The 22,816-nt window shown below is 36.3% G+C and carries 18 protein-coding genes; 13 read left to right on the top strand and 5 right to left on the bottom strand.

Annotated elements, in window-relative coordinates; all coding sequences use genetic code 11:
• Window positions 1-4 precede the first annotated feature (4 nt).
• Genes DNJ75_RS03745 through DNJ75_RS03760 form a run of 4 tightly spaced genes read left to right on the top strand, consistent with a single transcriptional unit; the run spans window position 5 to window position 4,064 of the window.
• The gene (locus DNJ75_RS03745; RefSeq protein WP_117001847.1) at window positions 5-442 is read left to right on the top strand and encodes a hypothetical protein; all 438 of its coding nucleotides are present in this window, start codon (window positions 5-7) and stop codon (window positions 440-442) included.
• Window positions 435-3,179 carry a DotA/TraY family protein gene (locus DNJ75_RS03750; RefSeq protein WP_117001848.1) on the top strand — a complete coding sequence of 915 codons (2,745 nt, stop codon included), beginning with the start codon at window positions 435-437 and terminating at the stop codon, window positions 3,177-3,179. Before DNJ75_RS03745 ends, DNJ75_RS03750 begins: the two co-directional genes overlap by 8 nt.
• A complete protein-coding gene (locus DNJ75_RS03755; protein WP_117001849.1) occupies window positions 3,163-3,357 on the top strand; it encodes a hypothetical protein in 195 nt (64 codons plus the stop codon). The genes DNJ75_RS03750 and DNJ75_RS03755 overlap by 17 nt, the downstream gene beginning before the upstream one ends.
• Window positions 3,351-4,064: a hypothetical protein gene (locus DNJ75_RS03760; RefSeq protein WP_117001850.1), complete on the top strand. Its 714-nt coding sequence runs from the start codon at window positions 3,351-3,353 to the stop codon at window positions 4,062-4,064. Before DNJ75_RS03755 ends, DNJ75_RS03760 begins: the two co-directional genes overlap by 7 nt.
• 4 nt (window positions 4,065-4,068) lie before the next feature.
• Here DNJ75_RS03760 and DNJ75_RS03765 read toward each other — a convergent pair whose 3' ends face one another.
• Window positions 4,069-5,166 (bottom strand): hypothetical protein, encoded by a 1,098-nt coding sequence (locus DNJ75_RS03765; RefSeq protein WP_150468814.1) that lies wholly within the window; start codon window positions 5,164-5,166, stop codon window positions 4,069-4,071.
• Window positions 5,167-5,450: 284 nt separating this feature from the next.
• Here DNJ75_RS03765 and DNJ75_RS03770 point away from each other — a divergent pair, with 284 nt between their 5' ends.
• From DNJ75_RS03770 to DNJ75_RS03805, 8 genes are all read left to right on the top strand, one after another.
• On the top strand, window positions 5,451-8,507 hold the full coding sequence (locus DNJ75_RS03770) for a WD40 repeat domain-containing protein (protein WP_117001852.1): 3,057 nt from the start codon (window positions 5,451-5,453) through the stop codon (window positions 8,505-8,507).
• Window positions 8,508-8,660: 153 nt separating this feature from the next.
• Complete coding sequence (locus tag DNJ75_RS03775; protein WP_117001853.1) at window positions 8,661-9,266, top strand: helix-turn-helix domain-containing protein; 606 nt, start codon at window positions 8,661-8,663, stop codon at window positions 9,264-9,266.
• A 354-nt stretch (window positions 9,267-9,620) separates the two neighbouring features.
• Entirely contained in the window at window positions 9,621-10,757 is a 1,137-nt protein-coding gene (locus DNJ75_RS03780; protein WP_157968190.1) for an SGNH/GDSL hydrolase family protein, read from the top strand.
• A 298-nt stretch (window positions 10,758-11,055) separates the two neighbouring features.
• Window positions 11,056-11,838 (top strand): helix-turn-helix transcriptional regulator, encoded by a 783-nt coding sequence (locus tag DNJ75_RS03785; protein WP_170137186.1) that lies wholly within the window; start codon window positions 11,056-11,058, stop codon window positions 11,836-11,838.
• Window positions 11,839-12,060: 222 nt separating this feature from the next.
• Window positions 12,061-12,354, top strand: a complete 294-nt coding sequence (locus tag DNJ75_RS03790) for a hypothetical protein (RefSeq protein ID WP_117001856.1) — start codon at window positions 12,061-12,063, stop codon at window positions 12,352-12,354.
• Window positions 12,355-12,444: 90 nt separating this feature from the next.
• Complete coding sequence (locus tag DNJ75_RS03795; RefSeq protein WP_117001857.1) at window positions 12,445-13,461, top strand: HlyD family secretion protein; 1,017 nt, start codon at window positions 12,445-12,447, stop codon at window positions 13,459-13,461.
• Window positions 13,458-15,542: a peptidase domain-containing ABC transporter gene (locus DNJ75_RS03800; protein ID WP_170137187.1), complete on the top strand. Its 2,085-nt coding sequence runs from the start codon at window positions 13,458-13,460 to the stop codon at window positions 15,540-15,542. The genes DNJ75_RS03795 and DNJ75_RS03800 overlap by 4 nt, the downstream gene beginning before the upstream one ends.
• Window positions 15,543-15,796: 254 nt before the next feature.
• A complete protein-coding gene (locus DNJ75_RS03805; RefSeq protein WP_117001859.1) occupies window positions 15,797-16,006 on the top strand; it encodes a hypothetical protein in 210 nt (69 codons plus the stop codon).
• 442 nt (window positions 16,007-16,448) lie between these two features.
• Here DNJ75_RS03805 and DNJ75_RS03810 read toward each other — a convergent pair whose 3' ends face one another.
• Genes DNJ75_RS03810 through DNJ75_RS03825 form a run of 4 tightly spaced genes read right to left on the bottom strand, consistent with a single transcriptional unit; the run spans window position 16,449 to window position 22,291 of the window.
• Entirely contained in the window at window positions 16,449-17,519 is a 1,071-nt protein-coding gene (locus tag DNJ75_RS03810; protein ID WP_117001860.1) for a PDDEXK nuclease domain-containing protein, read from the bottom strand.
• Window positions 17,520-17,562: 43 nt separating this feature from the next.
• Window positions 17,563-19,230, bottom strand: coding sequence for a DNA repair helicase XPB (locus tag DNJ75_RS03815; protein WP_117001861.1), 1,668 nt, complete (start codon window positions 19,228-19,230; stop codon window positions 17,563-17,565).
• Entirely contained in the window at window positions 19,231-20,931 is a 1,701-nt protein-coding gene (locus DNJ75_RS03820) for a hypothetical protein (RefSeq protein ID WP_117001862.1), read from the bottom strand.
• A 4-nt stretch (window positions 20,932-20,935) separates the two neighbouring features.
• Window positions 20,936-22,291 carry a hypothetical protein gene (locus tag DNJ75_RS03825; RefSeq protein ID WP_117001863.1) on the bottom strand — a complete coding sequence of 452 codons (1,356 nt, stop codon included), beginning with the start codon at window positions 22,289-22,291 and terminating at the stop codon, window positions 20,936-20,938.
• Window positions 22,292-22,566: 275 nt separating this feature from the next.
• Here DNJ75_RS03825 and DNJ75_RS03835 point away from each other — a divergent pair.
• Window positions 22,567-22,816, top strand: a 250-nt coding sequence (locus DNJ75_RS03835; RefSeq protein ID WP_157968192.1) for a hypothetical protein, incomplete at its 3' end; no start/stop codon positions are given.

The raw sequence follows: 22,816 nt of genomic DNA on the forward strand, positions 1-22,816 counted from the left end.
TCTGATGTTTAAGAAAAAACAACGTTTAAAACGCATGAGAAAGCTGCTGATGGTTGATGTACTGAAGTTGCAAAGCAAGGCAATTATCAGTCTTTTTAAAAACTTATTTTCAGTGCCAACATCGCAGTCAAATATTTGTTATGACGATCTGAAAAGTCTAGATATTAATGATGACAAGCTTATATTGATCACCACAAAATTGAGACTGATATACAAAGGATGTTTACTGGTTACCGCAGTGATATTTACGTATTGTCTGTGGTTACTATGGAGTAAGTTGTATTGGCTTTCGCTATTAGCATTCGCAGCGACTATTTTAAGTTTAGCTCAAGCATTTAAACATCATTTTTGGTTGTATCAAATTAAACAAAAGCGTTTTGGATGCGGCTTTAAAGACTGGTTGTTAGGCTTTACACATCAAAGGGAGAAAAAGAATGATTAGCTTTGCGCAATCAACAAATGATGCTTCATGGAAGGTACTCAATGAAATTTTTGGCATTGATGGACCGGCTAGTTCAATTAATGATACAACGCACACAGCTTTTAAAGCGATTATTTATCACTTTAACCTTGGGCTTTTGAGTGTGGTCATATTTATTTATGCTTATATAGTGATTATTGGCACCATAAACACGGCAAGAGATGGTACATTTCTAGGGAAAAATTGGGACTCTTATTGGATTCCTATTCGTAGTGTTTTTGGCAGTATGGCGGCAATTCCGGTTAAGTCTGGCTTTTGCTTTGCGCAGTATCTGGTATTTATGGCGTTGTCGACAGGGATCTATTTTGCCGACTATGTCTGGCAATCAGTTAATAATGATATCGCACACAAACATTTACCCCCTGTGATCAGCTCAGATATATCCTCTGGTATAAAGGATGATATTGGCACCTTTATGTTGGCAAACTTCGCGGAAAATATGATCCAGCAAAGTCAGAATTTATGTACACCAGCATCAGGTTATGTTAGATGTAACATGCCAATTAATGCAGAGGCTACCCCCGCTAATATCATTAATATTGCTGATTCGATTTTTGCAAGTTCAGTGAATGATTTTGCATCTTGGTCACCATTTTTAAATCAGGGTATGAATAAATGGTCGTTTTTAGATGGGGATCATTATCAGCAGGTAAAAATTACAGATGTGATTTACAATGGACTATTTGATGTTTATCCGCCGATTAGACAACAAAGTGATTTTACTGATGCGATTAACCAATATGCTAATGACGCCACTGATTTGACAACAATTGTTGATTACTCGCAAAATCCGCAAAGTATCAACCTAAACTCACAGGCTTTAATTAAACTCTCTGACAATATTATTAATGGGCTTGAAAAGAAAATAAAGCAAAGTAACCAACAACAGAGTGATGATAAGGTTGATACGACAAAAGGCTGGTGGAATGCAGATCAGCAATACCTTAATCTAGACAAAAGTTTTTCAAATAACCTTGAAAAGTTTTATAAAAACTTTAAAGTTTTTGATCAGTTGCAGCAAAGCAATGCAAACTCAATGATAGATATTAATCTAGATAAGGTCAAAATAAAATATCATCTAAACAACATTAGCACAACGGATCTTATGAGAGGCAATTACAAGGTAGGATTAGCAAATAAGGCAAGTCTTCACGAGAGTAATTGGTTAACATTAACCAAAGAGGATAGTCAGAACAAAAGTCTAAACAAATTAGGCTTTGATATGCGTAAAATTGAAGACACTTTGACAAAAGCGTTTCAAGGGAATGATAGATACTGTATATCCTTGGGACAAAAATTAATAGCGAGTGATAGTATTACTTCTTGTACGCAGCTGGTAAATAATATTGTGCCGATGAATATGTCCTTTCAACAAGGTAGATTTTTATTTCTAATCAGTAATTTATTAAGTGCAGATGAGAAAAGTAGTCAACCATCCTCTGAAAAAGATCAGCTAATTGCAACAGATACCTTGAAAATATTAACTTTCTTAAAAAATAATCAAGTCAGTTTTTTGCCAACGACTAATATCGAGCGAGATATCTCCTCACCAGCCTCGCAGTTTATCTCAACAATGCTAGCAAAAATGTCCGTTAATGATGATATTGATCAAAATGGCATCATGGCGCAAATTTATAATATCGGTAGCTCTGTGAATTCCAAAGGAACTAATGTGGTAGAGAATCATTTCTCGATGATGCAACAAATTCAAGGGGTGGGGCTAGCAATTATAAAAACAACCATATCAAGCTTATTTAGTATTTATAATGCATTTGATGGTAAGGTGTATGATTATAGGTCATGGATTGCGGTCGCATATAGCGGTGTATCAGCATTAGCAATAGGTTTAAGCGCTACACCGCTTACAGATATTGGCTCAACAACAGCTGCTCTTGGCATTGGTGGGATTCAAATAGGATTTGGCTCATTAATGCTTAAGATTATGAGTTCTTTTATCTGGTTACCTATTGTATTCTTTGTACTTATCACCCTTTTTGGTATTGGGGTATTATTTGCTTTAATTATTCCATTGGCACCATTTATTTTGTTTTGGGCGGGTAAAATTGCTTGGCTTCTGCTGGTCATTGAAGCATTGATTGCAGCACCAATTGTTGCCCTGGGTATTGTTTACCCTCAAGGACATGAAGTCTTTGGTAAAGCAGAAACAGGCATTCAAATTATGTTGAATATTGTATTGCGCCCAGTGTTAATGATCGTCGGCTTATTAGCAGGCATTGTCTTAACCTATGTTGTTATTAGTTTTTCGGCAACAGGCTTTCATTCTATTATGACTGAAATTAGTAGTATCTTTGAGGGTAGCTCAGTTTATGTCAACGGTACGTTTAGTTTGTTGTGTGTATTTCTGTATGCAAGCTTTATAGCCATCGCTTTTAATAAATGCTTTTCGTTAATTTATTTGCTACCGGATAAAGTAATGCAATGGGTCGGGCATAATGCCAGTGAAAGGGCAGGTGTCGAAGACTTACAAGAGATGAAATCAAATGTGTCACAAAATGCGTCAGGTTTGGCGCAATCAGGCACACAAGCTGAAGAAAAGGCCAATCAGGCACAAACACAGTACACAGAGTCTGTCTCTTCAGGTATGCAGAGCTTTACCTCAGCACGATCTCCTTATAAGTTCGGACAGTCGAAGAAAGCGAGTGAAGGAGAAACAGGGGCAGATGTGGGCAGCGAATAATTTAGATAAAGTTACAGGAATTTTAGGTGATAGATATACTACGGATGCTCAGCAAAATATCAGTGTAAAGCTGCGCGATAAATTCAAAGACACAGATACTGAAAAATGGTTAGTGATGGGTATAACTTTAGGTAGTCAGGTCATATCAATGCAAGCATATAAGGAGACTAAATGTTAAAGAAAATATACTGTGTATTCGTGGGAAGCACTTTGCCATTGCTTGGCTTCTCATCTGGGTATAATCCTCAGTTAAATGTTTCATTAAAAAACAATTGCCCCTACCCACTAAAAATAACTGTGGCACAGTTAAATGATGATTACAATGTGATTGCTGGCAAAGAAGTTACAACAACTGTCTTATCAGGACAAACAATAAAAAATGTGGCGACATATGGTACCCCCAATATAGAGGTTTCGGATAATAAAGGTGGCTATATGATTGTTAACTTATCAGATCACTACTCTGCTTGGACGGGATGGTGGGGACATGTAGGTAAAATAAAAGGCAATGACTATGCTGATCTTGTGCGTGGTGACTGGAGTGAGGATAATGATGGAGATATAGCCAATGCGCAAGCAACAGCTTGCAGTCGTACTTCGGTTTTGCCTATTGGGTTAGGAAATATATCAGTCAAAGAAAATGGTCAAGATATTTTTTATCGTGATCTTGATATTAATAATGGTGTTTATCAGGTGTTTTTTAGTGCTAGCCCGACTATGTGTACTATTAGTAAAGGTAATATAAATTGTGATAATACAAATGTTGGCTACACAAAGGTAGGAGATAGTGTGATATTTATTTGTCAACATAAAAATCAAGGATCTCCTGTTTGTAGTTGGCTATCCAATAAATCATCTGATATGAAGAGTATCTCTATTTATTAATACTTCAATACTGGTATGCTTGCCAACCTTCTTTCTTAAACTCATTACATTTGTTGGCATTATTAATGAAGTTAAATGTTATATCTTTAGTTAAATCTATGTTATCTGTTGTTGGAATATCTATCTTATCAAAATTAATTATGAAACATTCTTGAGGGTAATCTGACCAAAAAAGTGTGTGTTTTATATTATACTTTGTATCAAAAACACCAAGCTTAATGCCAAGAAATATATTTGCCTCATTGGTATTACTAACAATAAGTTGCATTTGACTTTGCCCTATTTGCATCGGGCATGAATAAGCATTTAATCCACCCGACATCAGCGGGTCTGGGATGGCGCTACATCCTTGCATACTAGGGGCGCTTAGAATGGTGGAAACTAGGTCGTCACCACCTTCCATGTTTATATATTTTTTAAAGACATCATCATTTTGTTGGCTAATCAACAAATTTTGCGATTGAGGAATGATTAAGGTAGTCTGATTGATGCCAATTTTGAAAGTAGGGATATTAACACTACTAGTGCTGATATTTTTGAATTGGAGATTGTACTTTTTATCTTGAGGAGGTGACGGCGAGGGTTGATTTGGCACCTGAGAGGACACCTTAAATAGTGCGCAGCTTTTACCATTTGAACACTCAAAACCAGAAGAATAATTAGGTTTAATTTCCCAGTTAATGTTGGAACTTCTTTCGCCAATCAACGCTGAGTTATCAGTAACGGTCCAAAAATAGCCTGTATTTGTGGTGCAAGATTTTCCAATACATACGTTAGGAATGTTTGCTAAGGAAAAATCAGACCGTTGACCGTTAATGTAAAGCGCAAAAGCTATTTGTCTATGGTTTTGAACATAAGTATTGATTTCTTCTCGTTGGCAGATTGTAGTATTAGCTGTGATAATTGAATTATCAAGATTGTGATCAGGGCGAGAATCACCATCCCAGTCTTCATTGGTCATAGTTCCTGTTTTAAGGTGAACGGGGAAAGCCAAGTCATTTTCAATGCATAGCGTGGTATCCCATGATGAGGCTATGACATTTTGTGTCACTAGATTGCACAAGAAAAGCAAACTAATTGATGGAAGTTTATTTATTATCATTATTATTAAATCATTTTGTGATTTTAATGTGATATGGATGTTGAGCTTTTTTTTGATCTATATCAAATAAAAAAATAGTTGAAATAATAAATATTTTATAATTGTATTCACCTTAAAGTTATTAATTTTGCCAGTTTAAGAGATATAAAGCAGTGGTTTCACGTAAAATATTAAAATTAATTTAACGTTTTGCTTATATTTAATCAATAAAGTTGTCCTTAATTTCTATTGGTCTACATTGATTCTGCTGATTTCAAATCACTAATTATTAGGAGAGCAATTACATGACAAAGTCTAATGATATAATAACAAGAAATGACAAACAAAATACCAAATTTAAATACAAGTTATTAACCTTGGGTATTCTAGCGACTATAGGCATGCTGAGTTTAACTGGGTGTGGTGGTGGAGGTTCGGGATCTAACTCCTCAAACCCCAATCCTCCATCGCCAAAAGTAGGGGTTACGATCGATAATTCTTTGCCAGAAACTGCGCTTGTACGCAATGATGCATTATTAGATTTAACTGTTCATAATGATGATACAAAATCCAATACATATTATAGTCAAACACAGACACAATTTGCTTTAGCGAACGCTTCGCAAACACTTCATATTCAGCACATCAATTTACCCGAAAGCAGCTCAATGCAATACAAGATTGCCAATGCACATCAACAAAACAGCTGTTGCAATACAACCGATGGAAGTAATTGTAATGTGACAGTAAGTGATGGTCATGCGTGTGAATTAAGTATTAATGTTTCAAGTGCAAAGCCTCAGCTACTGAATGACAAAATCGATATTGTCACAGATAAACAAACTTATTCGATTCCAGTAAAAATTAATTATCTGGCTAATGATTCTAAGTATCAATTCCCACAGTTAGCTATTAATGGTCAAGTAACCATAGTGCCAGGAAGTACCGTTAGTCTTAGCGTAAAAAATACAGATCAACATCAAGCCATTAATGATTTGCAAGTTCATTTGCCAAGCTGGTTAGTTAAATTGGCTAAAAATATGCAATTAACAAGAGTCAATAATCTTGCACCTGGTGAATCACAGACTTTTAGTTTTGCACTGGATGCTAATCAAGCAACCATTGATGCATTGAAAGCAAATTTGCAAGCGCTAAATGCTAATCAAACGACCCATCAAATAAGTATTACTGCAGCAAATATCAAAGCTATTTACCCACAGATTAGTGCCAGTATCGACCCTGTAAACTTGAGTGATCAAATTGATTTTAATAAGCCCGCTGAGCAACAAATTAAGCTTATGAATGGTGCTAATCAACCAATCAAAATAAGCACGATACAATCAACTTTACCAAACGGTGTGACTATTAATACTAAGGGCTCAACATGCCAACAAGGTAGTGAGATTAAAGCAAATAGTCAATGCGAATTAGCCATTGATGCAGGTGCTGATGCCATTGGGCAAGGAAAAATTGTATTTACGTTTGGTCTGAATGCTTACACTTTTAGCAAGGCTACAGCAATTAACATTGGCAAAGTAGCGATCAAACCTCATTCAACCATGATTAATATCCCAACCACAGGGAGTGAGCAAACAAAAATGACTGTGATCAACACCGGAGCTTTCGCTTGGCAGCCGAGTACACAAGCGAGTGATTATCTTATTACAGCGGATCCAGTTGCTAAAATATCACCCAAAGGGTTGTCAATTGTGAGCTCAAAAGATGCTGATAATTGCCTGTCTGGGAATCTGGTCTCTCCTGGAAAAAGTTGCAGCATTGTGTTTAATGCAGACAGCACGCTTAAAAATGCTATTTACAATTTTACGATTAAAGCAGCAAATAATTTAGATAAAGAATCGACAACGACATTAACGACGACGGGTGTTCATGCTTATATTGATACATCATATAACATGTATCAAGGGGTAAAAAGGGTAGTGCTTGCGAATGATAGTAACAAAGATGTCAATTTTACGACGCAGACTTTGAAGCTATTTAGCATATACAATGGCAAAAATGCCAACACGGATAAAGGTCCATGGTGCACCAGTATTACGTGCCCAAATAGTTGCGTCAGTGATGCAAAGGATCAAAATACCTATGAATTAAATGCAGGTAAATCATGCTATCTATATCTGCACAGCAATGCTGAGGCACCTATGATTAAAGTAGGAAACTCTGATAGTGAAACACTGTCTATCACAACCAAAACTGATAAGTTTGCCTTTTCGCTACAAAGTAAGCCTGTTTTATATGTTGGCGGAGCATTTACTGCAACCGATCAAGGAAGACAAGCTATAAATAATATTGCTATGTGGGATGGGCAGTCTTGGCAACCTTTGGCGCAAGGTGTCGATAATAGCGTTAATACCGTAAAAGTTGCTGCAGATGGGAACGTTTATGTTGGTGGGAAATTTGATTATTTTAATGCGGGTAAGGTGCCAGCAAATCTAATTGGTCAATGGGATGGGCATCAATGGCAAACGCTAGATGGTGGTCTAAAAGGTGCTAATGCTAAGGATGCACAGGTCTTTGCCATGGATTTTACGCCAAATGGTAGTTTATTTGTTGGAGGAAGCTTTAATGATTCCAACAATACGAAATTAAACAATATTGCTCAGTGGCAAAGTAACAAGTGGATACCTTTAGCAAATGGTCTGAATGGTCCAGTTTATACGATATCATCTCTAGGTAAGCTAAATATTGCTGATCACCCTCAAGATGATGATATTCTTATTGGCGGAAAATTTGTATTGTCATCTGGAGATCATGTAGCACAAAACATAGCAACTTGGGCTCAGGGTAAGTTTATTGATTTTGGTGGTGATGTCAAAGTAACTGGTGGATCAGTAAAAGCGATTATTAGTAGCAATAAAGATAATCAACTGCATGCAATCATTGGTGGTGAGTTTACAGGCATTAATAATACAGCAGATACAAACCATATATTCTCTCTCAGCTCTGCAGGAATACAGTCGATGACAAAGGATGCTGCAAATTTAGGTAATGTATATGCACTGGCAGGGGATCACCATCAGGATGTTTATGTAGGAGGGGACTTTTTAAACCTAGGCGGTGAGCAGCTCAATCATATTGCTGTCATCCAAGATGAAGCTTGGCATCAATTGGGTAGTGGCGTTGATGGGCAGGTTGACGTCATTGCACCCGAGTATTTTAACAATACCGCATCATTGTATGTTGGCGGTAAATTTAAACATGCTGGGGAAAGTTCCGCACAAGGTATTGCACTATGGGATGGTGAAAGTGACATGTGGCAATCAGTTGGTGGTAGTCTTAATGGTAATGTCAATGCATTGGCTTATGGCAATATTATGCAAATTAAGCCTATTGCGGCAGGTTAGTAATTCTTCTAATCCTCATCACAAGATCATTTGTGATGGGTGATTTAAGCGACAGTAATATGGGCAAATTATCACGTATTCATACGTGTTGAGTTAGAAATTCTGTAATTGAATAATATAACGCCTAAACTCTAGCTCTATACAGGAATAAAAATGGACAAAATATCTTTCTTTGAACTCGATAATGAATATCGTCTAATCAGTATGAACCAAAGATTCATGGATGATATCAAATTGAAAGAAAAAGACCTTCTTGGTAAGACTGCTCTCGAAATCCCATCAAAAAAGGCCTTTCAACAAATGTATGACCTTGGTAATCAGGAGGCCATTTTATCAAAAGGTATCTCTGTGCGAAAGGATATGGCATTATTTAATGATGGCGTAAAGCCCATTATTACCACAAAGAAATATATCAACCACAATAATATCTATATTCGAGGATTTTATTTTCCTTTTGAGCAAAACGCTACTGAGGTATCAGGTAAAAAAATTATCATTAATAATTATTTAAAAGAGGTTAAACTTTCTGCACTCAATTTTTATGTACTGTCATTAAAATGTTCTGGCATGACGAACACGGATATAGCACAACGTGTTTTTAGAGCCGAATCAACGATACGTAATATGATTTTAGATATGTTTTGCACCTTTGGAGTATATGATATTGTTACGTTATCCAGATATTACTTTCTGGGGGAGTGGCTTAATCATACAAGTATCAAATTTATGCAGCAAAACCTTAATACTCTAAAAGGATAAAGTTATTCAAATTGTCTGGAATCAAATATGTGCCAAGAAAACAACTTGATACGCTTTCCTACAATTTGATTATTTATATATCTCTATAATATATCCTATGATTGGGTTTGGGTCTGTGGAAGATACAAGAATGAGAGGGTCATGAGGAGGCTCACAGTACAAAAATGTTGGCGTGGAGTTATATGTCTTATTATATCTTCTCTTATATCATCGATAAATGCTAACGAGAATTTTTATATTGTACTTGAAAACCGTTGCCAAGCCGATATATCAATAAATATAAAACAACACGCAGATCATGTGTCAAAGTATAAGCGATATACTGTTGGTACTCTTTCTTCAAAAACTATAGGCATGTTTGAAGCAGAACCGTATCATCTGTGGATTCGTATTCATAAGCATTGGCGACAACTACATTTACAACCTCATCATCGATATATTGGAGCTGACTGGCTTTCCGTAATTGGAGTGGCGTTACAGCCAAAAAGTTACGTTAGCTGGCATTGGTGGAATCCTTTTCCATCATTTACCTTACTATTTTGCCCTGAGGCGATTGATCTTGATAACAATAAATTATTCGACAGCGTGGATAAAGTTTTATTTTTAGGAGACAGTCTCAGTGACAAGGGAACTTTGCACAAATTTACACTAGGAAGTTTACCCAAATCCCCACCATACTATAACGGTGCTTTCTCCAATGGGCGTCCATGGACAGTGCGTTTGGCTGAGGATTTGCAAATGCATGATATTGCCGCAGAAAATTATGCAGTTGGTGGAGCATCGGCACGGTGGCATTTATGGCATGGACTTCCATATTCGTTTGATTTTGAAATTGATACATATCTTTTTAACAATGAACCAAGCATACGCAATCGGCATATTGCTTTTGTTTTGGTTGGTGCCAATGACTATCCAATGCAGCAATATACTGACAAGCAAATAAAAGAGATCACAATTGAAACCATCAATATAATTAATGCAGGACTCGATCGATTACTACGTGCTGGAGTGACACGTTTTGTGATTTTAGGATTGCCTGACTTAGGACTTACACCAAAAGCACGGCAACTTCATATAACTCAAAGCATGAGCGCTGTTACTAAAGAACACAATCGCCAACTCGTGAGTATGATTGAACGGTATCGTGCACAACATGCCACGTCTGATTACCAATTTCACCACATTGATATATTTGATATGTTATCTGAACTAGTGAGTGATCAGAGTCAAATTAATGCACGATATGGATTAGCAATTGAAAACCTAATGGAACCTTGTTGGAATGGAAATTATAGTACCTATTCGACAGAATCAGTAATTAATGGAGGGGTGACCGTCGCAACAACTGAAATTTGTGCTTATCCTGAACATCATTTATTTTGGGACGAGATGCATCCCACGCAAACAGCACATGATCTACTTTACCGATATATTCGTGAGAAACTAGGAATTAAAGCGCATACAACAAGAGATGAAATTGAGGTTTGTTAATATCAATGCTGAAACTTGCAAAAATAAAATTATTATAAAAGTTAAGTCCACGCAGTTGCCATTTATACAATGCACGATATCATAGCCAAATCTGTCGATTGTACTCGTCATAAGCCATTTTGCAGTGTCTGGTTGTTAAGTGATTTGTGATGGATATAACCAATAGATGATAAGATATAGTGGGTATATTTGAATAAATTTCAAAATTTAATCTTTTCGATGATGAGTAATCCTTAATGAAAAATTTGCACCATAAAGCATGGTGCTGTGTCAAACCGTATATATGGGAATTTATATCATGAACTTATGTCGCATAGCTGAGTCACTGGGGCTATATGGCCATGTTGAGCCAATCATTAAAGTGCTAAAGTGCGCTGGAATAGATTATTCTACAACCAGCGATGCTGGGGCATGGTGCTTACCTTTATATCACCATCGTTATGCCAACAGAATGCACTTAAACACGCTATATCGATTTCAAGATCCATATCACAATAATAGCTATATTGATTTTTTACCAAAAATATTATCATTAGCAGATATTGCTACATTATCTGATCAAAGTGAACTTTGGAAACCGCTACTCAATCCAATAAATAGCGATACGCCACCTTGCTTTGCAATGTCTTTTGTTTTTAATTATGAATATGTTAAGCATCGCTTTGTATTCTACTACACTGATTGGAAAGACCTGATTCACTTTTATGTTAACCTGATTAATATTCCCCAAAAAATTATGCCTGTAATATCGATTTTAAAATCAACTATGCTTGAAAATTTTACGCCATTTTTTATTGCTAAAGATAAACTTAATTCTCTTAATTTGAGCCATTATGCTCTATCATTATCTGAAAATAGCAATTTGCTAAATACTGAGAATAAATTAAATAATAATGAACTCAATTTACTTAGGTTATTAGCGCTTGGCATTAATAAGACCAGTGAATTAGCCAAGCAACTGCACGTATCGGTAAGAACTATCGAAGATTATACACAAAATATCAGGAAGAAATTAAAGTTAGTCAATCGTTATGAGCTACATGATTATGCTAGAAAGTTTCAAATACTGCAGTCGAGCTGAAAGTAATTTAAGCAAACTTATAGACCTCTTCTCACTGAAAATACCTGTAATATCCACATTAAACGAGATATAACACAGCGTTTTGATAAGATATTCGATTTATTATCTATATATGGATCAAAATATGATTTTATACCGATGCGCAACATTTAGCGCACTATGACGTTAGTTTAAAAACGATCATATGTAATAAAATTTAAATATCAAAAAAAGGAGATTAAAATGAGAGATTTAAATACTGTTGAATTGCAAGCTGTTGCCGGTGGAGCTGGTATTATTGATGGTGGCAATAAAGTGATTGATGGTGCTGGTCATGCTATTCATGGTGCTGTTACTTGGTTTTGGGATACAATAACTGGTGATAGTAAAGATGCAGCTACTGCCGCAAAAGAATTCAATGGTGGCATTTCAGAAGCAGCCGATGGAACGCATGAAATACATGACTCTGTTTTTGGTAATAACACTAATCCTAAAACACCGAGTACCAATGGCAATAACTCAGGCAGTGCCTTTTAGTTTTTAATTTGTTTCTTCCATACTCATCACAAGCCATAGCATAAACTTATGGTTATGGTGAGTATACATCTTTGGATTATTATATAAACCATGAGTGACTTATTTCGCAAAGAAGCTCTCGAGGCTAAGCGACAAAAAACGTTTGGTAAAACAACACAAATCCTTCCTATATCATTAACACTCTGGCTGTGCTTTTTTTTTCTCATTGGTGTGGGCTTAGCTTTTTTTGTTTGCTTAGGCGCATACTCAAAAAAACAAGAAGTTGTTGGCTTTTTAAAACCTAACAAAGGAATCCTACTGCTTTACCCTCATACAACAGGGACAGTCAAAAGTATTATGGTTAACCAAGGGCAAAGTGTTAATAAAAATCAACCATTACTCACTATAGAGTCAAATAATAATGGTATTGATGGTGTAGATTTAACTCAAGCCTCTGAAAAAGAAATTAAAGATCAACTTGATTTACAACAGAACATTGTGAAGAATCTTGAATCAGAACTCGGTCGTATGCAAACACTATTGAATAACAATTATATTTCTTTCAGTGACTACCAAAAAAAATATACTCAACTACTAGATGCAAAAAATGAGCTGGATCAGTTAAAACGTCAACAAATAGATACATCAAGAAGCAAAGGATACACCATCACCGCACCAAGCAGTGGAATTATTGCCTCTCTGAATGCTTTACCTGGTGATAGCGTCAATTTACAAAAGCCACTGCTAAGTATCCTTCCTGAAAATAGTCACTTAACTGCTGAGCTTTTTGTGACATCACAAGCAGCAGGTTTTGTGCATGTTGGTCAAAAAGTATTATTAAAATATCAAGCTTACCCTTATCAACAATTTGGTGTTTATGATGCTGTTATTACACAAGTTGGCAAAACGATTATGACATCAGATCAAATCTCGGCACCGATTAAATTAAATCAGCCATTTTATCTTGTCACTGCTAAACTATGCTCGCAATATGTCTCTGTTTATAACGAGCCACATTTACTTCAATCGGGGATGTTGCTTGATGCACAAATAATAGGTGAAAAACGCACGATTTTACGATGGATTTTGGATCCTATTTACAGCCTAAGAGGAAGTTTAACAACATGAGCATATTAAATTTTAGCTTACGCCGTTCTTTGCCTATGATTTTGCAAACAGAGGCCGCTGAGTGCGGTTTGGCATGTATTGCTATGATTGCGCAATTTCATAAAAAACCAGTTAATTTAAGGGGGTTAAAAACTAATTTTGATAGCTCATCTGCTGGCTTGAACTTTCAAAATCTGATCGATATCAGTGCGAGCATAGGCTTTATGGCTCGACCATTGAAATGTGAAATTAATGAGCTTAAGTTATTGCGTAAGCCTGCACTTCTGCATTGGGATTTAAATCATTTTGTTGTGTTAAAGAAAGTAACCAAAAACAAGATTTTTATTCATGATCCTGCCGTTGGTGCTGTTAATATGAATCTTGATGAGGCATCTCAACATTTTACAGGAGTTGCTCTAGAGATAACCCCGCAAACCGAGTTCAATCTTCTAGATGAAAGTAAATTAAGATTAAAGCATTTTTTTAATGCGCTTCCTGGGCTAACAGGCGTTATATTTCAAGTTTTCATTGTATCAATAGCACTTGAGATATTTGCGATATTATCGCCATTGTTTCTACAGTTTGTAACGGATGATGTATTGGTTACAAGAGACTATCAGTTGCTTGAACTATTGTGCATTGGTTTTTTCTTATTATTAGTCATGCAGGTTTTCGCAGGATATGCCAGAAGCATTGCAGTACAATATCTTTCAGCACGATTAAACTTGCAATTAAGTAGTAACTTATTTCAACACTTGCTGAAACTACCCATTCAATTCTTTGAAAAACGTCATTTAGGTGACATTATTTCACGTTTTGGATCAATGAAAACAATTCAGTCAAAAATAAGCACAGATATTATCGAAGGACTGCTAGATGCCATCATGGTGCTTGGTACATTTGCTATTATGTTTATTTATAGCAAATTGCTGACTGCTATTGTCTGTATTGCATTGTTAATGTATGTGATATTAAGGATGATATCGTATCCTTATTTTCGGCGAATGAATGAAAAATCTTTGCATCTATCAGCAAAACAAAGCTCTATTTTCATGGAGTCTATTCGGTCAATTTTACCAGTTAAGATATTTGCTAAGGAGCTTGAGCGACAATCACAATGGCAAACCAGTTATGTAGATACGGTTAACACTGGTATTCAGATCACCAAGATATCACTATATTATGGCTCATTTAGTCAATTAGCAAGTGGTATAGAGTATATCATCATCATTTACCTTAGTGCTATTTCTGTTATGAATAATACGTTTTCTATTGGTATGATTATTGCCTATATTTCTTATCGAACACAATTTATTGCACGAGCAAAAAGCTTGATTGATAAAATACTTGACTATCGAATGATATATCTACATTTAGACAGAGTATCTGATATAGCATTAGAAAAAGCAGAAGTTGATATTGATAAGACAAGTATTTTAAATACACAATTGCAAGGACATATCACTGTGAAAAATCTCAGTTTCTCTTATTCTAGCTATGAGAGAAAATTATTTGATGAGCTTTCTTTTGAAATTCACACTGGAGAAGTGGTTGCAATTATTGGCGCTTCTGGAATGGGTAAAACCACATTGATGAAATTAATGTTGCAACTCATACGCCCCTCCAATGGTGAAATACTCTATGATGGTAAAAATATTCATAAAATAGGCTTAAAGAATTTTAGAATGCAAAGTTCTGCAGTTATGCAAAATGACGCACTACTTAGCGGAAGTATCATTGAAAATATAACCTTTTTTGCTAATACGCCTGATCTTGAGTTTGCACAAAAGTGCGCGCAATTTGCTTGTATCCATGAGGAAATTATACAGATGCCGATGGGTTATCAAACGCTTATTGGAGATATGGGGAACATTTTATCGGGTGGGCAAAAGCAAAGATTGCTGCTTGCAAGGGCATTGTATGCCAAACCAAAAATTCTATTCTTAGATGAAGCGTCTAGTCATCTTGATGCAACAAATGAATCTTATATTAATCAGAATATAAAACATCTAGGCATTACTGTTGTTATGATTGCACATAGAAAAGAAACCATCAATATGGCGGATCGAGTGATTGATCTAGGAAAGTTACAACCAACATAAACAAGGTTTAATCCCTGTTTAAGCAAACAAATTATAAGCAATCTGCTTGATTTTAAACATAACTATTGTCTAATGCCTGTAAAGTCTTTACGCTGTATCTAACTTAAGCACTTGTGACTAAGATCAAAAACATATTATCTTGATCACAACCATTTTAACCATATTTTTTTGCTTAAGGATAAAATAAAAAAGTTAAATTACGTACAGTGTTTTTTAGGATAAACAACACTATTACTCAATAGGGGGAAGCTACTATGGGAACAACTACAATAATATCACAACAGCAAGTCATCGCTTGTGTGGAGGATATGTTTGCATGCAATCAGAAAACAGCAGTTATTAATGAAATAAACACAAGATCAGGCAGTGAGTTCAAGAATCTATCGCCAACACTAAATTTTAAAAGCCGTGAATTTCATAATACATTGACACACAAGAACACTTTGGGTAGTAAATTGCGGTAGTTCCGCAAGTCCGGTTCTACGGAGGGGCTGACTGAAGCAATTTGGTCGGTCTACTCACCCATAGCCCGTTTTAGGGGAATAAGCTCGACTAGTTCTTTATTGTTAAAGCGTTTTACAGCAATTCGATACATTTGACGTAAATATTTAGTCGTGTTTTTTCGATACTTTAGACCTCACGGGAATTAAAAAACTCGTTAAGCTAAATCGATGGGTTCAATATGCAGGAAATAAAATTTATTGGGAAAAGGTAAAGAATGACAAAAAGATGGAAAAAAGCAATACAGGCAAAAAGAGTGAAGAAACTAAAGAAGCTAAGGAAAATAGGACAGTTCAAAAGACTCAGATAACAGGAAGCAGCATATCTCGACTAATCGTTTGCTGTGAAGGTCGTAAACACATTGATCACACTCATAGCCAAAATATGCAAAATGAAACTTACAAGTTATTTTTTATCATCTTGATTAAGCAGCTTTTTCATTTCCTGATATTCACGTTGTATCTCAACCTTTAACTCCTCTTGTGTGGGAAGGTGAAATTGATATTTACGTGCAAATATCTGTTTATTATCCTCTGGCAAAGTGTATTTGACTGCTGCCTCATTTTCTCCAGCACACAGTAGCAAACCTATGATCGGGTTATCATCTGACTGCTTGATCTCTCGGTCATAATAGTTAACATACATCATCATTTGACCAACATCGCCATGATTAATACGCTTACCCGCCTTGATGTCAATAATGCAATAGGCTTTCAAGATAGTGTGGTAAAACACCAAATCAGGTCGAAAGTATTCGCCATCCATTGTGATGCGCTTTTGCCTACTAACGAAAGCAAAGCCTTTGCCCATTTCAAGCAAAAACTCCTGCAAATGATCTAAAATAGCTGACTCTAAATCAGATTCAGTATATTGATGATGTTCTTTATATCCTAAAAAATCCAACACTACCGGACTCTTAAGTGCATCTTCTGGTGTTTCAATAACTTGCCCTTGATTAGCAAGTTGTATTAATCCTTTTTCATCTTTACTGGCAGCAAGTCGCTCATATAAGAAGCTTGTCATCTGGCGCTCTAATTGAGGTGTTGACCAATGATTTTTAGCTGCTTCAATCTCATAAAAATCTCTGACTGATGGACGGCTTTCAGACATAAGCAACCGATAGTGTGTCCAACTTAAATTTGGATTAAATTCAATATATTGAGATTGGTCACGAGCCTCGTGACTAATTCGATTGTGATAGGTTAAATAAAACTGACGAATATATTTAAGATTGGAAACACTAAACCCTCGACCAAAGTGATGGGTCAATTTCTCTGACAACTGCTTTATTAGGTAAGTCCCATATTGTTGGCGATCTTGACCTTTTTGCTCCTCCATAACGATATGCTTACCTATGTGCCAATAAGCAATAACCTGTTCATGATTAACTGCTCTTAAAACATTCGATCTAGCTTTTTTAATGTGTTCTGCAATTTGATCGTATAACGCTTCTATGTTAACAACGTCATTATTCATTACATTCATTACTCCATTTCATTAGATGATATAGTATCAACTATTATTCATAATAACGGATGTTATATTGATATCCTTGTTCCACCAAAAACATCTGACGATTTTGACTGAAGTCTTGCTCATCACTATTTTTTGTCACCAAGGTATAAAAATGCGAAGGTTTAGTCTTTGGTCGTAAAATGCGACCTAACCGTTGCGCTTCTTCTTGACGTGAGCCATAGGTACCTGATACTTGTATTAAGACATTTGCATCAGGTAAATCAACAGCAAAATTAGCCACTTTAGAAACCAATAAAACAGATAGCTCACCACTTTTAAACTGCTGATATAGTACCTCTCTGCGCTGTTGACTCGTTTTCCCTGTGATAATCTCAACATTAAGTGCCTTTTTAATCGTATCCAATTGCGAAATATACTGGCCAATAATAAGCACCTGGTCCTTGGCGTGTTTCTTCAATAAATCCTTTACCAAAGTGATTTTATGTTTATTTTCAGCTGCGATGCGATAGCGGCTGCGCTTGTCCGAAAAAGCATATTCTTTCTCAAGGGTTTTACAAAATGGCACACGATACTCAATACAATGTGCTTCGGCAATATAACCACGTGCTTCCAATACTTTCCAGGGCACGTCATAACGCTTAGGACCAATCAGCGCAAAAACATCGTCCTCAAGACCATCTTCACGAACCAGTGTCGCCGTTAGCCCCAGTCTTCTTTTAGCCTGAATAGCTGTAGTCGCACGAAATACTGGTGCAGGCAACGTATGGACTTCATCATAAATAATTAATCCCCAATTCCTCTGTGTAAACACTTTCATATTATGCATGGGATCATATTTCGATGCGCGGTACGTCAACATCTGATAAGTGGTAATAGTGATTGGTTTAATCTCTTTATGTCCGCCAATATACTCACCAACATGATCCTCAGTTAAGTGCGTTTTTTGTAGGATTTCATGGCGCCATTGATGAACTGAAGTGGTATTAGTCGTCACAATTAACGTATGATTGGAAATACACGCCATCGTGCCAACGCCAATAATGGTTTTGCCTGAGCCACAAGGTAGAACGATAATGCCATTACCACCAGCATTACGTCCATTTTGATAAAAAGCATCTATAGCATCAAGCTGATAATCCCGTAAGCTAAATTTTTGATGCTCCAACGTCACATCACGCAATATGATCTCAAGCTGTTCACCTTTAATATAGCCACAAAGGTCATTCACAGGATAGCCAGCCTTAATTAGTGCATGCTTAACATTCCCTCTATCAGAAGCCCTCACAACCAGTGCTTTTTCGGTAGTATCATATTCATACCAGAAAGTTTTTAACGCATCATCATGGGTTATTTTATCGAAGATATACTCATCTGTTACCGATAACAGCAGATATTCTTCGTCATCTGACTTCTCAAGCACTAACTTACCATACTGCTGATACCAATCGGTCATTGATTGGATGACTGGAGCAGGTAAAGGATACTTAGAGAATTTAGCCATATTGTCGAGAATAGACTCAATCTCAATACCTAATGCTGCGGCATTCCATAGTGATAGAGGTGTCGTTCGATAGGTATGCATAAACTCTGGTGACTTAACCAATTCAGCAAAGCTCACCAAAAAATCACGACATACGGTATACTCTGGATTTTGCACTTCTAATAAAAGTGTATGATCACTTTGGACAATTAAAGGGGCTAAAGGATTCAATTATTTTTCCTCTTCTACGGCAAACTGATAGTTTTCAGCTGCTTTTAATGATTGTTTAAACGCTTGCTCATAATTTTTGCTTAAACTGATTGTTCTGTTGGACTCATTAACACCAATAATAATGTGCTTGGCAATCAAATCATCTTTAATCAAATTAAATGCTTCCTCATCCGCAAAGTCATAAGAAAGCATCGTTTGTTTTTTTAGTTTAACTTTCCGTTTAGGCTGAGATTTTTTTGCTTTCTTTACGCCATCTTTTGGTAAGGAAGTTGCATAGGATTTAGGTAACATCTTAAATTTGTCATCATTATGCTCAATGACAAGAGAAACATCTTCATGCGCATCAAGCTTGTCAATAACTGTCTGATAATCACCAATAATAAAGGTATTTTTATCGACTGTGGCGGTCATATGCTCAGTAAGAAAATCATGGGTATATTGTGATTCTAATAGCACGCTATTGGTGTAGAGCTTAAAGGCATCTCCTTGATGGCACCACTCTTGCATGTCTGTTTCAACGTTTTGTGGCAATCCTTGAACACTTAATTGTTTTAACAGTTTGATCACATCAAGATTAGGCTCATTTGCTGCTAATTGAATAATATTATTCTTATCGATTTTAACTTGTGATATTGCTCCATGATTACTGAACTCGCCAAGCTTCATGAGCTGATGCATAAGCCCTACTGGATAAATGAGCGATTCAACTGTAATTTCATAATTGGGTAAAACCTTCACAGTTGGCGCTGGGATAGGGTTAACATACAATAGATAAAATAACTGCGTCACCTTGAATGCTTTTAAATGCCCTAAAGATGGGCTGACATCGCTATGATATTCTTTGTCATAAGCTAGCTCTACCCACCCTAAGCTGTAAGGAAGTGTTTCTAAGAATCGCTCAACAAAGCGTCCTTCGACACGCTTAAAAGCATCGGTCATACTTTGATCAATGGTTGTCGTTTTATATTTGTCTGTCGATGGATGCTCATTGAAATGAGCATATCTATTAGCTTTCCCATAAGAATGCCTTGATGGCTTCATCTTTTCTGGAATCAATGCGTAACAATGGTGCTTATGTAAGTAATCAACCAGTGTATCGACAGAGTACCATACCTCTGGTTTAAGCGTAGCTAATGCATCAATAATCGCTAAACGCGCCGCTTCAAAATTAATCTGACTCACCACGTCTTTGGCGTAATAATACTCCAATGGGAACTTGTTTAATATGCCTGCACCATAACCCTCAGACTGAAATAACTCATTGCTCTCTGGCACCACAGATATGCAAAGTCTCTTTACAAGGGCTTTATAACGTTTATCTTCATTCGTTATATTCAGATAATCTTGATAGTCCTCTTTTGAGACTTTAATGATATTGTTTTTATAGAGTCTTTCATCTGAAGTATAACCATAAGAACCGCGCTTATCATATTGAATCCAATGCATCGCATAAGCAATACGATCTGCTTCATCAATATATCGTCTATTATTTTCGCTATCTTCCTGATTAATGCTTTTACATATTCTCTTATAATCAGCATCGGGAATATGATTGCCTCGATAACTTCTTTTAACTTCTCTTAAGCAAAGGTAATCCATATAAGCATGCAACCATAATAAAATACGGGTATCAGGAATAATGTGTTTATATTGATCTGGATTAATGTCGATGTTTGTTTGAATATCACTAGTCACTGTCATAAGATTAATTTCCGCTTTGTTCTTTTACGGCATAGCCTGCTTTTTCAACAAACTTTTGCACCACAGGTAATTTATTCTTCGGGAATACCATATAGTCATTAGCTAAAAATTTAACCTGATCATCATATTCAAATGCCTTGATGCACTGGGCTTTTAATCTCAAGTCCGATACCTTGGCAATCAGCAAATTTTTATGTAGTAGTATTTTGCCATGCTTCTCCATGATCCGATCAAATGACTGCTTAAGCGAAGGAGATTGGTTACACATCCACTGTACAAGTGGTGATTCAAGCAAAGATAAATCCTGCTTTGCCAAACGTAGCATATCAGGGACAACCATTATCTTACGTGTCTGATTACCCTTTGCTTTTTGTACTTTAAAATGACAGATCGATGTCAGTGTCTCCAGAGTGTGATACGGCACTTTAGTCATATCAACAATAAAAGCATCTTTCTCAAGCATCAAATACTCGTCTGGAGTGTTGGCATAGACAACATCATAACCACGCCCATAATACACTTTATTATTATGATATATTTTACTAAACAGTCCAAAATCGGCAGCAGCTTGGCATACATTTGCCGTCTTAAGCTCTCTTTTGGGATCTGGTAAAAAATGAATCAATGGGCTAATATCCCGTTCACTAAAAAATTGACCTGGTTTGAGTTGCGCTAAAGCAGTATTAAGGACATCAAACATGACATCAAGTTTGGGTTCAAAATTAAGGCGATGATGAAACTGAGGATAGCATATCTGATTCATCTGCCGGCGCTGCCATTTATTAAGCAAGTCTAAACTAAAACATTCTTTACCAATTTTAAGGGTATTATCACTTACTCTCAAGCTATAGGTGCTAAGTTTGGGAGCACTCCCCTGTGTAACTGCCATTGCCGTAATATGTCCACGTAAAGCAGTATCGGCAGGTAATGGTGTTTCATTTATTTCAGTTAATGTTTTAAATGGCGCTGGAATAAAAGAATAGTAAAGGCTTGGAACTTCAAAACGCCACCGCTCTAAATTGGTATCTGCATAACGCTGAGTAACAGATAGCAACCCTTTACGTACGAGGTTTGCCCATACTTTTTTAAATAACGCACCATAGCTTTGCGTATACGTACCATATCTGCCGACATCCTCAGGATATAAAGGAGCAAAAAAGCTGACATCGACTGTCTTGTCCCCTATATACGAAAGGAATATGCGCTCACGATCAGTTAGAGACTCAATCGCATCAGGTAAACCTTGCGTTGAAGAAAAACTGGTTTCAAATACATCTTTTGATTTTGCACATTTAGCGTCAAACTGTCTTGCCTGACAAATATGCTTCATATCTGTCGCATTTAAATAATCTGTGATCATTTATTTATCCTTTGCCAAATAACTTCATCATATCGAAATCTGCCTATAGACGTCAATTTTAAAGCACTTAATTGACAATTTGACACACCTAGTTTCAATGACTCTATAATTATGTATTTTCCGTTTATCTTCCGTTTTTTAACCACGATCGTGGTCGCAAAACAGGAAATGAGTGTGTTAGCCATCAATGATCTTTTAGCAAAAAGGATTAAGCATACTCATTTTGGTCAAAGTCATATATAATATAGCTTTGTAGGTTAATTAGGTTAATATTTTTGGCAACCAAGAAGAAAGCAAAGACGCGTAATAAGTCAGGGAAAATTAAAGCCTGGCTGTGTCATCTCAACTGCAAATTCTCAAAACCAAATGATGCCAATATTTATATTGAGCGTTGCGCTATCAAAGTAGGATTAAGTAGTCTGGCTGAGGCGAAAGAAACAATGGCTTTGCATGAAGCTATTGTTGATTGGATAGAGATGCTTAAAGCTGAATCTGGCTATCATAAAGATATTGAGCTTAAAGTAG

Origin of the sequence: Cysteiniphilum litorale, from assembly GCF_003428165.1 — a bacterium.
Taxonomy (GTDB): domain Bacteria; phylum Pseudomonadota; class Gammaproteobacteria; order Francisellales; family Francisellaceae; genus Caedibacter; species Caedibacter litoralis.

Excerpts from the sequence above, each read along its gene's own strand:
- DNJ75_RS03765 (WP_150468814.1), bottom strand. The coding sequence starts at position 5,166 with ATGATAATAAATAAACTTCCATCAATTAGTTTGCTTTTCTTGTGCAAT.
- DNJ75_RS03775 (WP_117001853.1), top strand. The coding sequence starts at position 8,661 with ATGGACAAAATATCTTTCTTTGAACTCGATAATGAATATCGTCTAATC.
- DNJ75_RS03745 (WP_117001847.1), top strand. The coding sequence starts at position 5 with ATGTTTAAGAAAAAACAACGTTTAAAACGCATGAGAAAGCTGCTGATG.
- DNJ75_RS03790 (WP_117001856.1), top strand. The coding sequence starts at position 12,061 with ATGAGAGATTTAAATACTGTTGAATTGCAAGCTGTTGCCGGTGGAGCT.
- DNJ75_RS03760 (WP_117001850.1), top strand. The coding sequence starts at position 3,351 with ATGTTAAAGAAAATATACTGTGTATTCGTGGGAAGCACTTTGCCATTG.
- DNJ75_RS03800 (WP_170137187.1), top strand. The coding sequence starts at position 13,458 with ATGAGCATATTAAATTTTAGCTTACGCCGTTCTTTGCCTATGATTTTG.
- DNJ75_RS03770 (WP_117001852.1), top strand. The coding sequence starts at position 5,451 with ATGACAAAGTCTAATGATATAATAACAAGAAATGACAAACAAAATACC.
- DNJ75_RS03755 (WP_117001849.1), top strand. The coding sequence starts at position 3,163 with ATGTGGGCAGCGAATAATTTAGATAAAGTTACAGGAATTTTAGGTGAT.
- DNJ75_RS03805 (WP_117001859.1), top strand. The coding sequence starts at position 15,797 with ATGGGAACAACTACAATAATATCACAACAGCAAGTCATCGCTTGTGTG.
- DNJ75_RS03820 (WP_117001862.1), bottom strand. The coding sequence starts at position 20,931 with ATGACAGTGACTAGTGATATTCAAACAAACATCGACATTAATCCAGAT.
- DNJ75_RS03785 (WP_170137186.1), top strand. The coding sequence starts at position 11,056 with ATGAACTTATGTCGCATAGCTGAGTCACTGGGGCTATATGGCCATGTT.
- DNJ75_RS03810 (WP_117001860.1), bottom strand. The coding sequence starts at position 17,519 with ATGAATAATGACGTTGTTAACATAGAAGCGTTATACGATCAAATTGCA.
- DNJ75_RS03750 (WP_117001848.1), top strand. The coding sequence starts at position 435 with ATGATTAGCTTTGCGCAATCAACAAATGATGCTTCATGGAAGGTACTC.
- DNJ75_RS03780 (WP_157968190.1), top strand. The coding sequence starts at position 9,621 with ATGTTTGAAGCAGAACCGTATCATCTGTGGATTCGTATTCATAAGCAT.
- DNJ75_RS03795 (WP_117001857.1), top strand. The coding sequence starts at position 12,445 with ATGAGTGACTTATTTCGCAAAGAAGCTCTCGAGGCTAAGCGACAAAAA.
- DNJ75_RS03825 (WP_117001863.1), bottom strand. The coding sequence starts at position 22,291 with ATGATCACAGATTATTTAAATGCGACAGATATGAAGCATATTTGTCAG.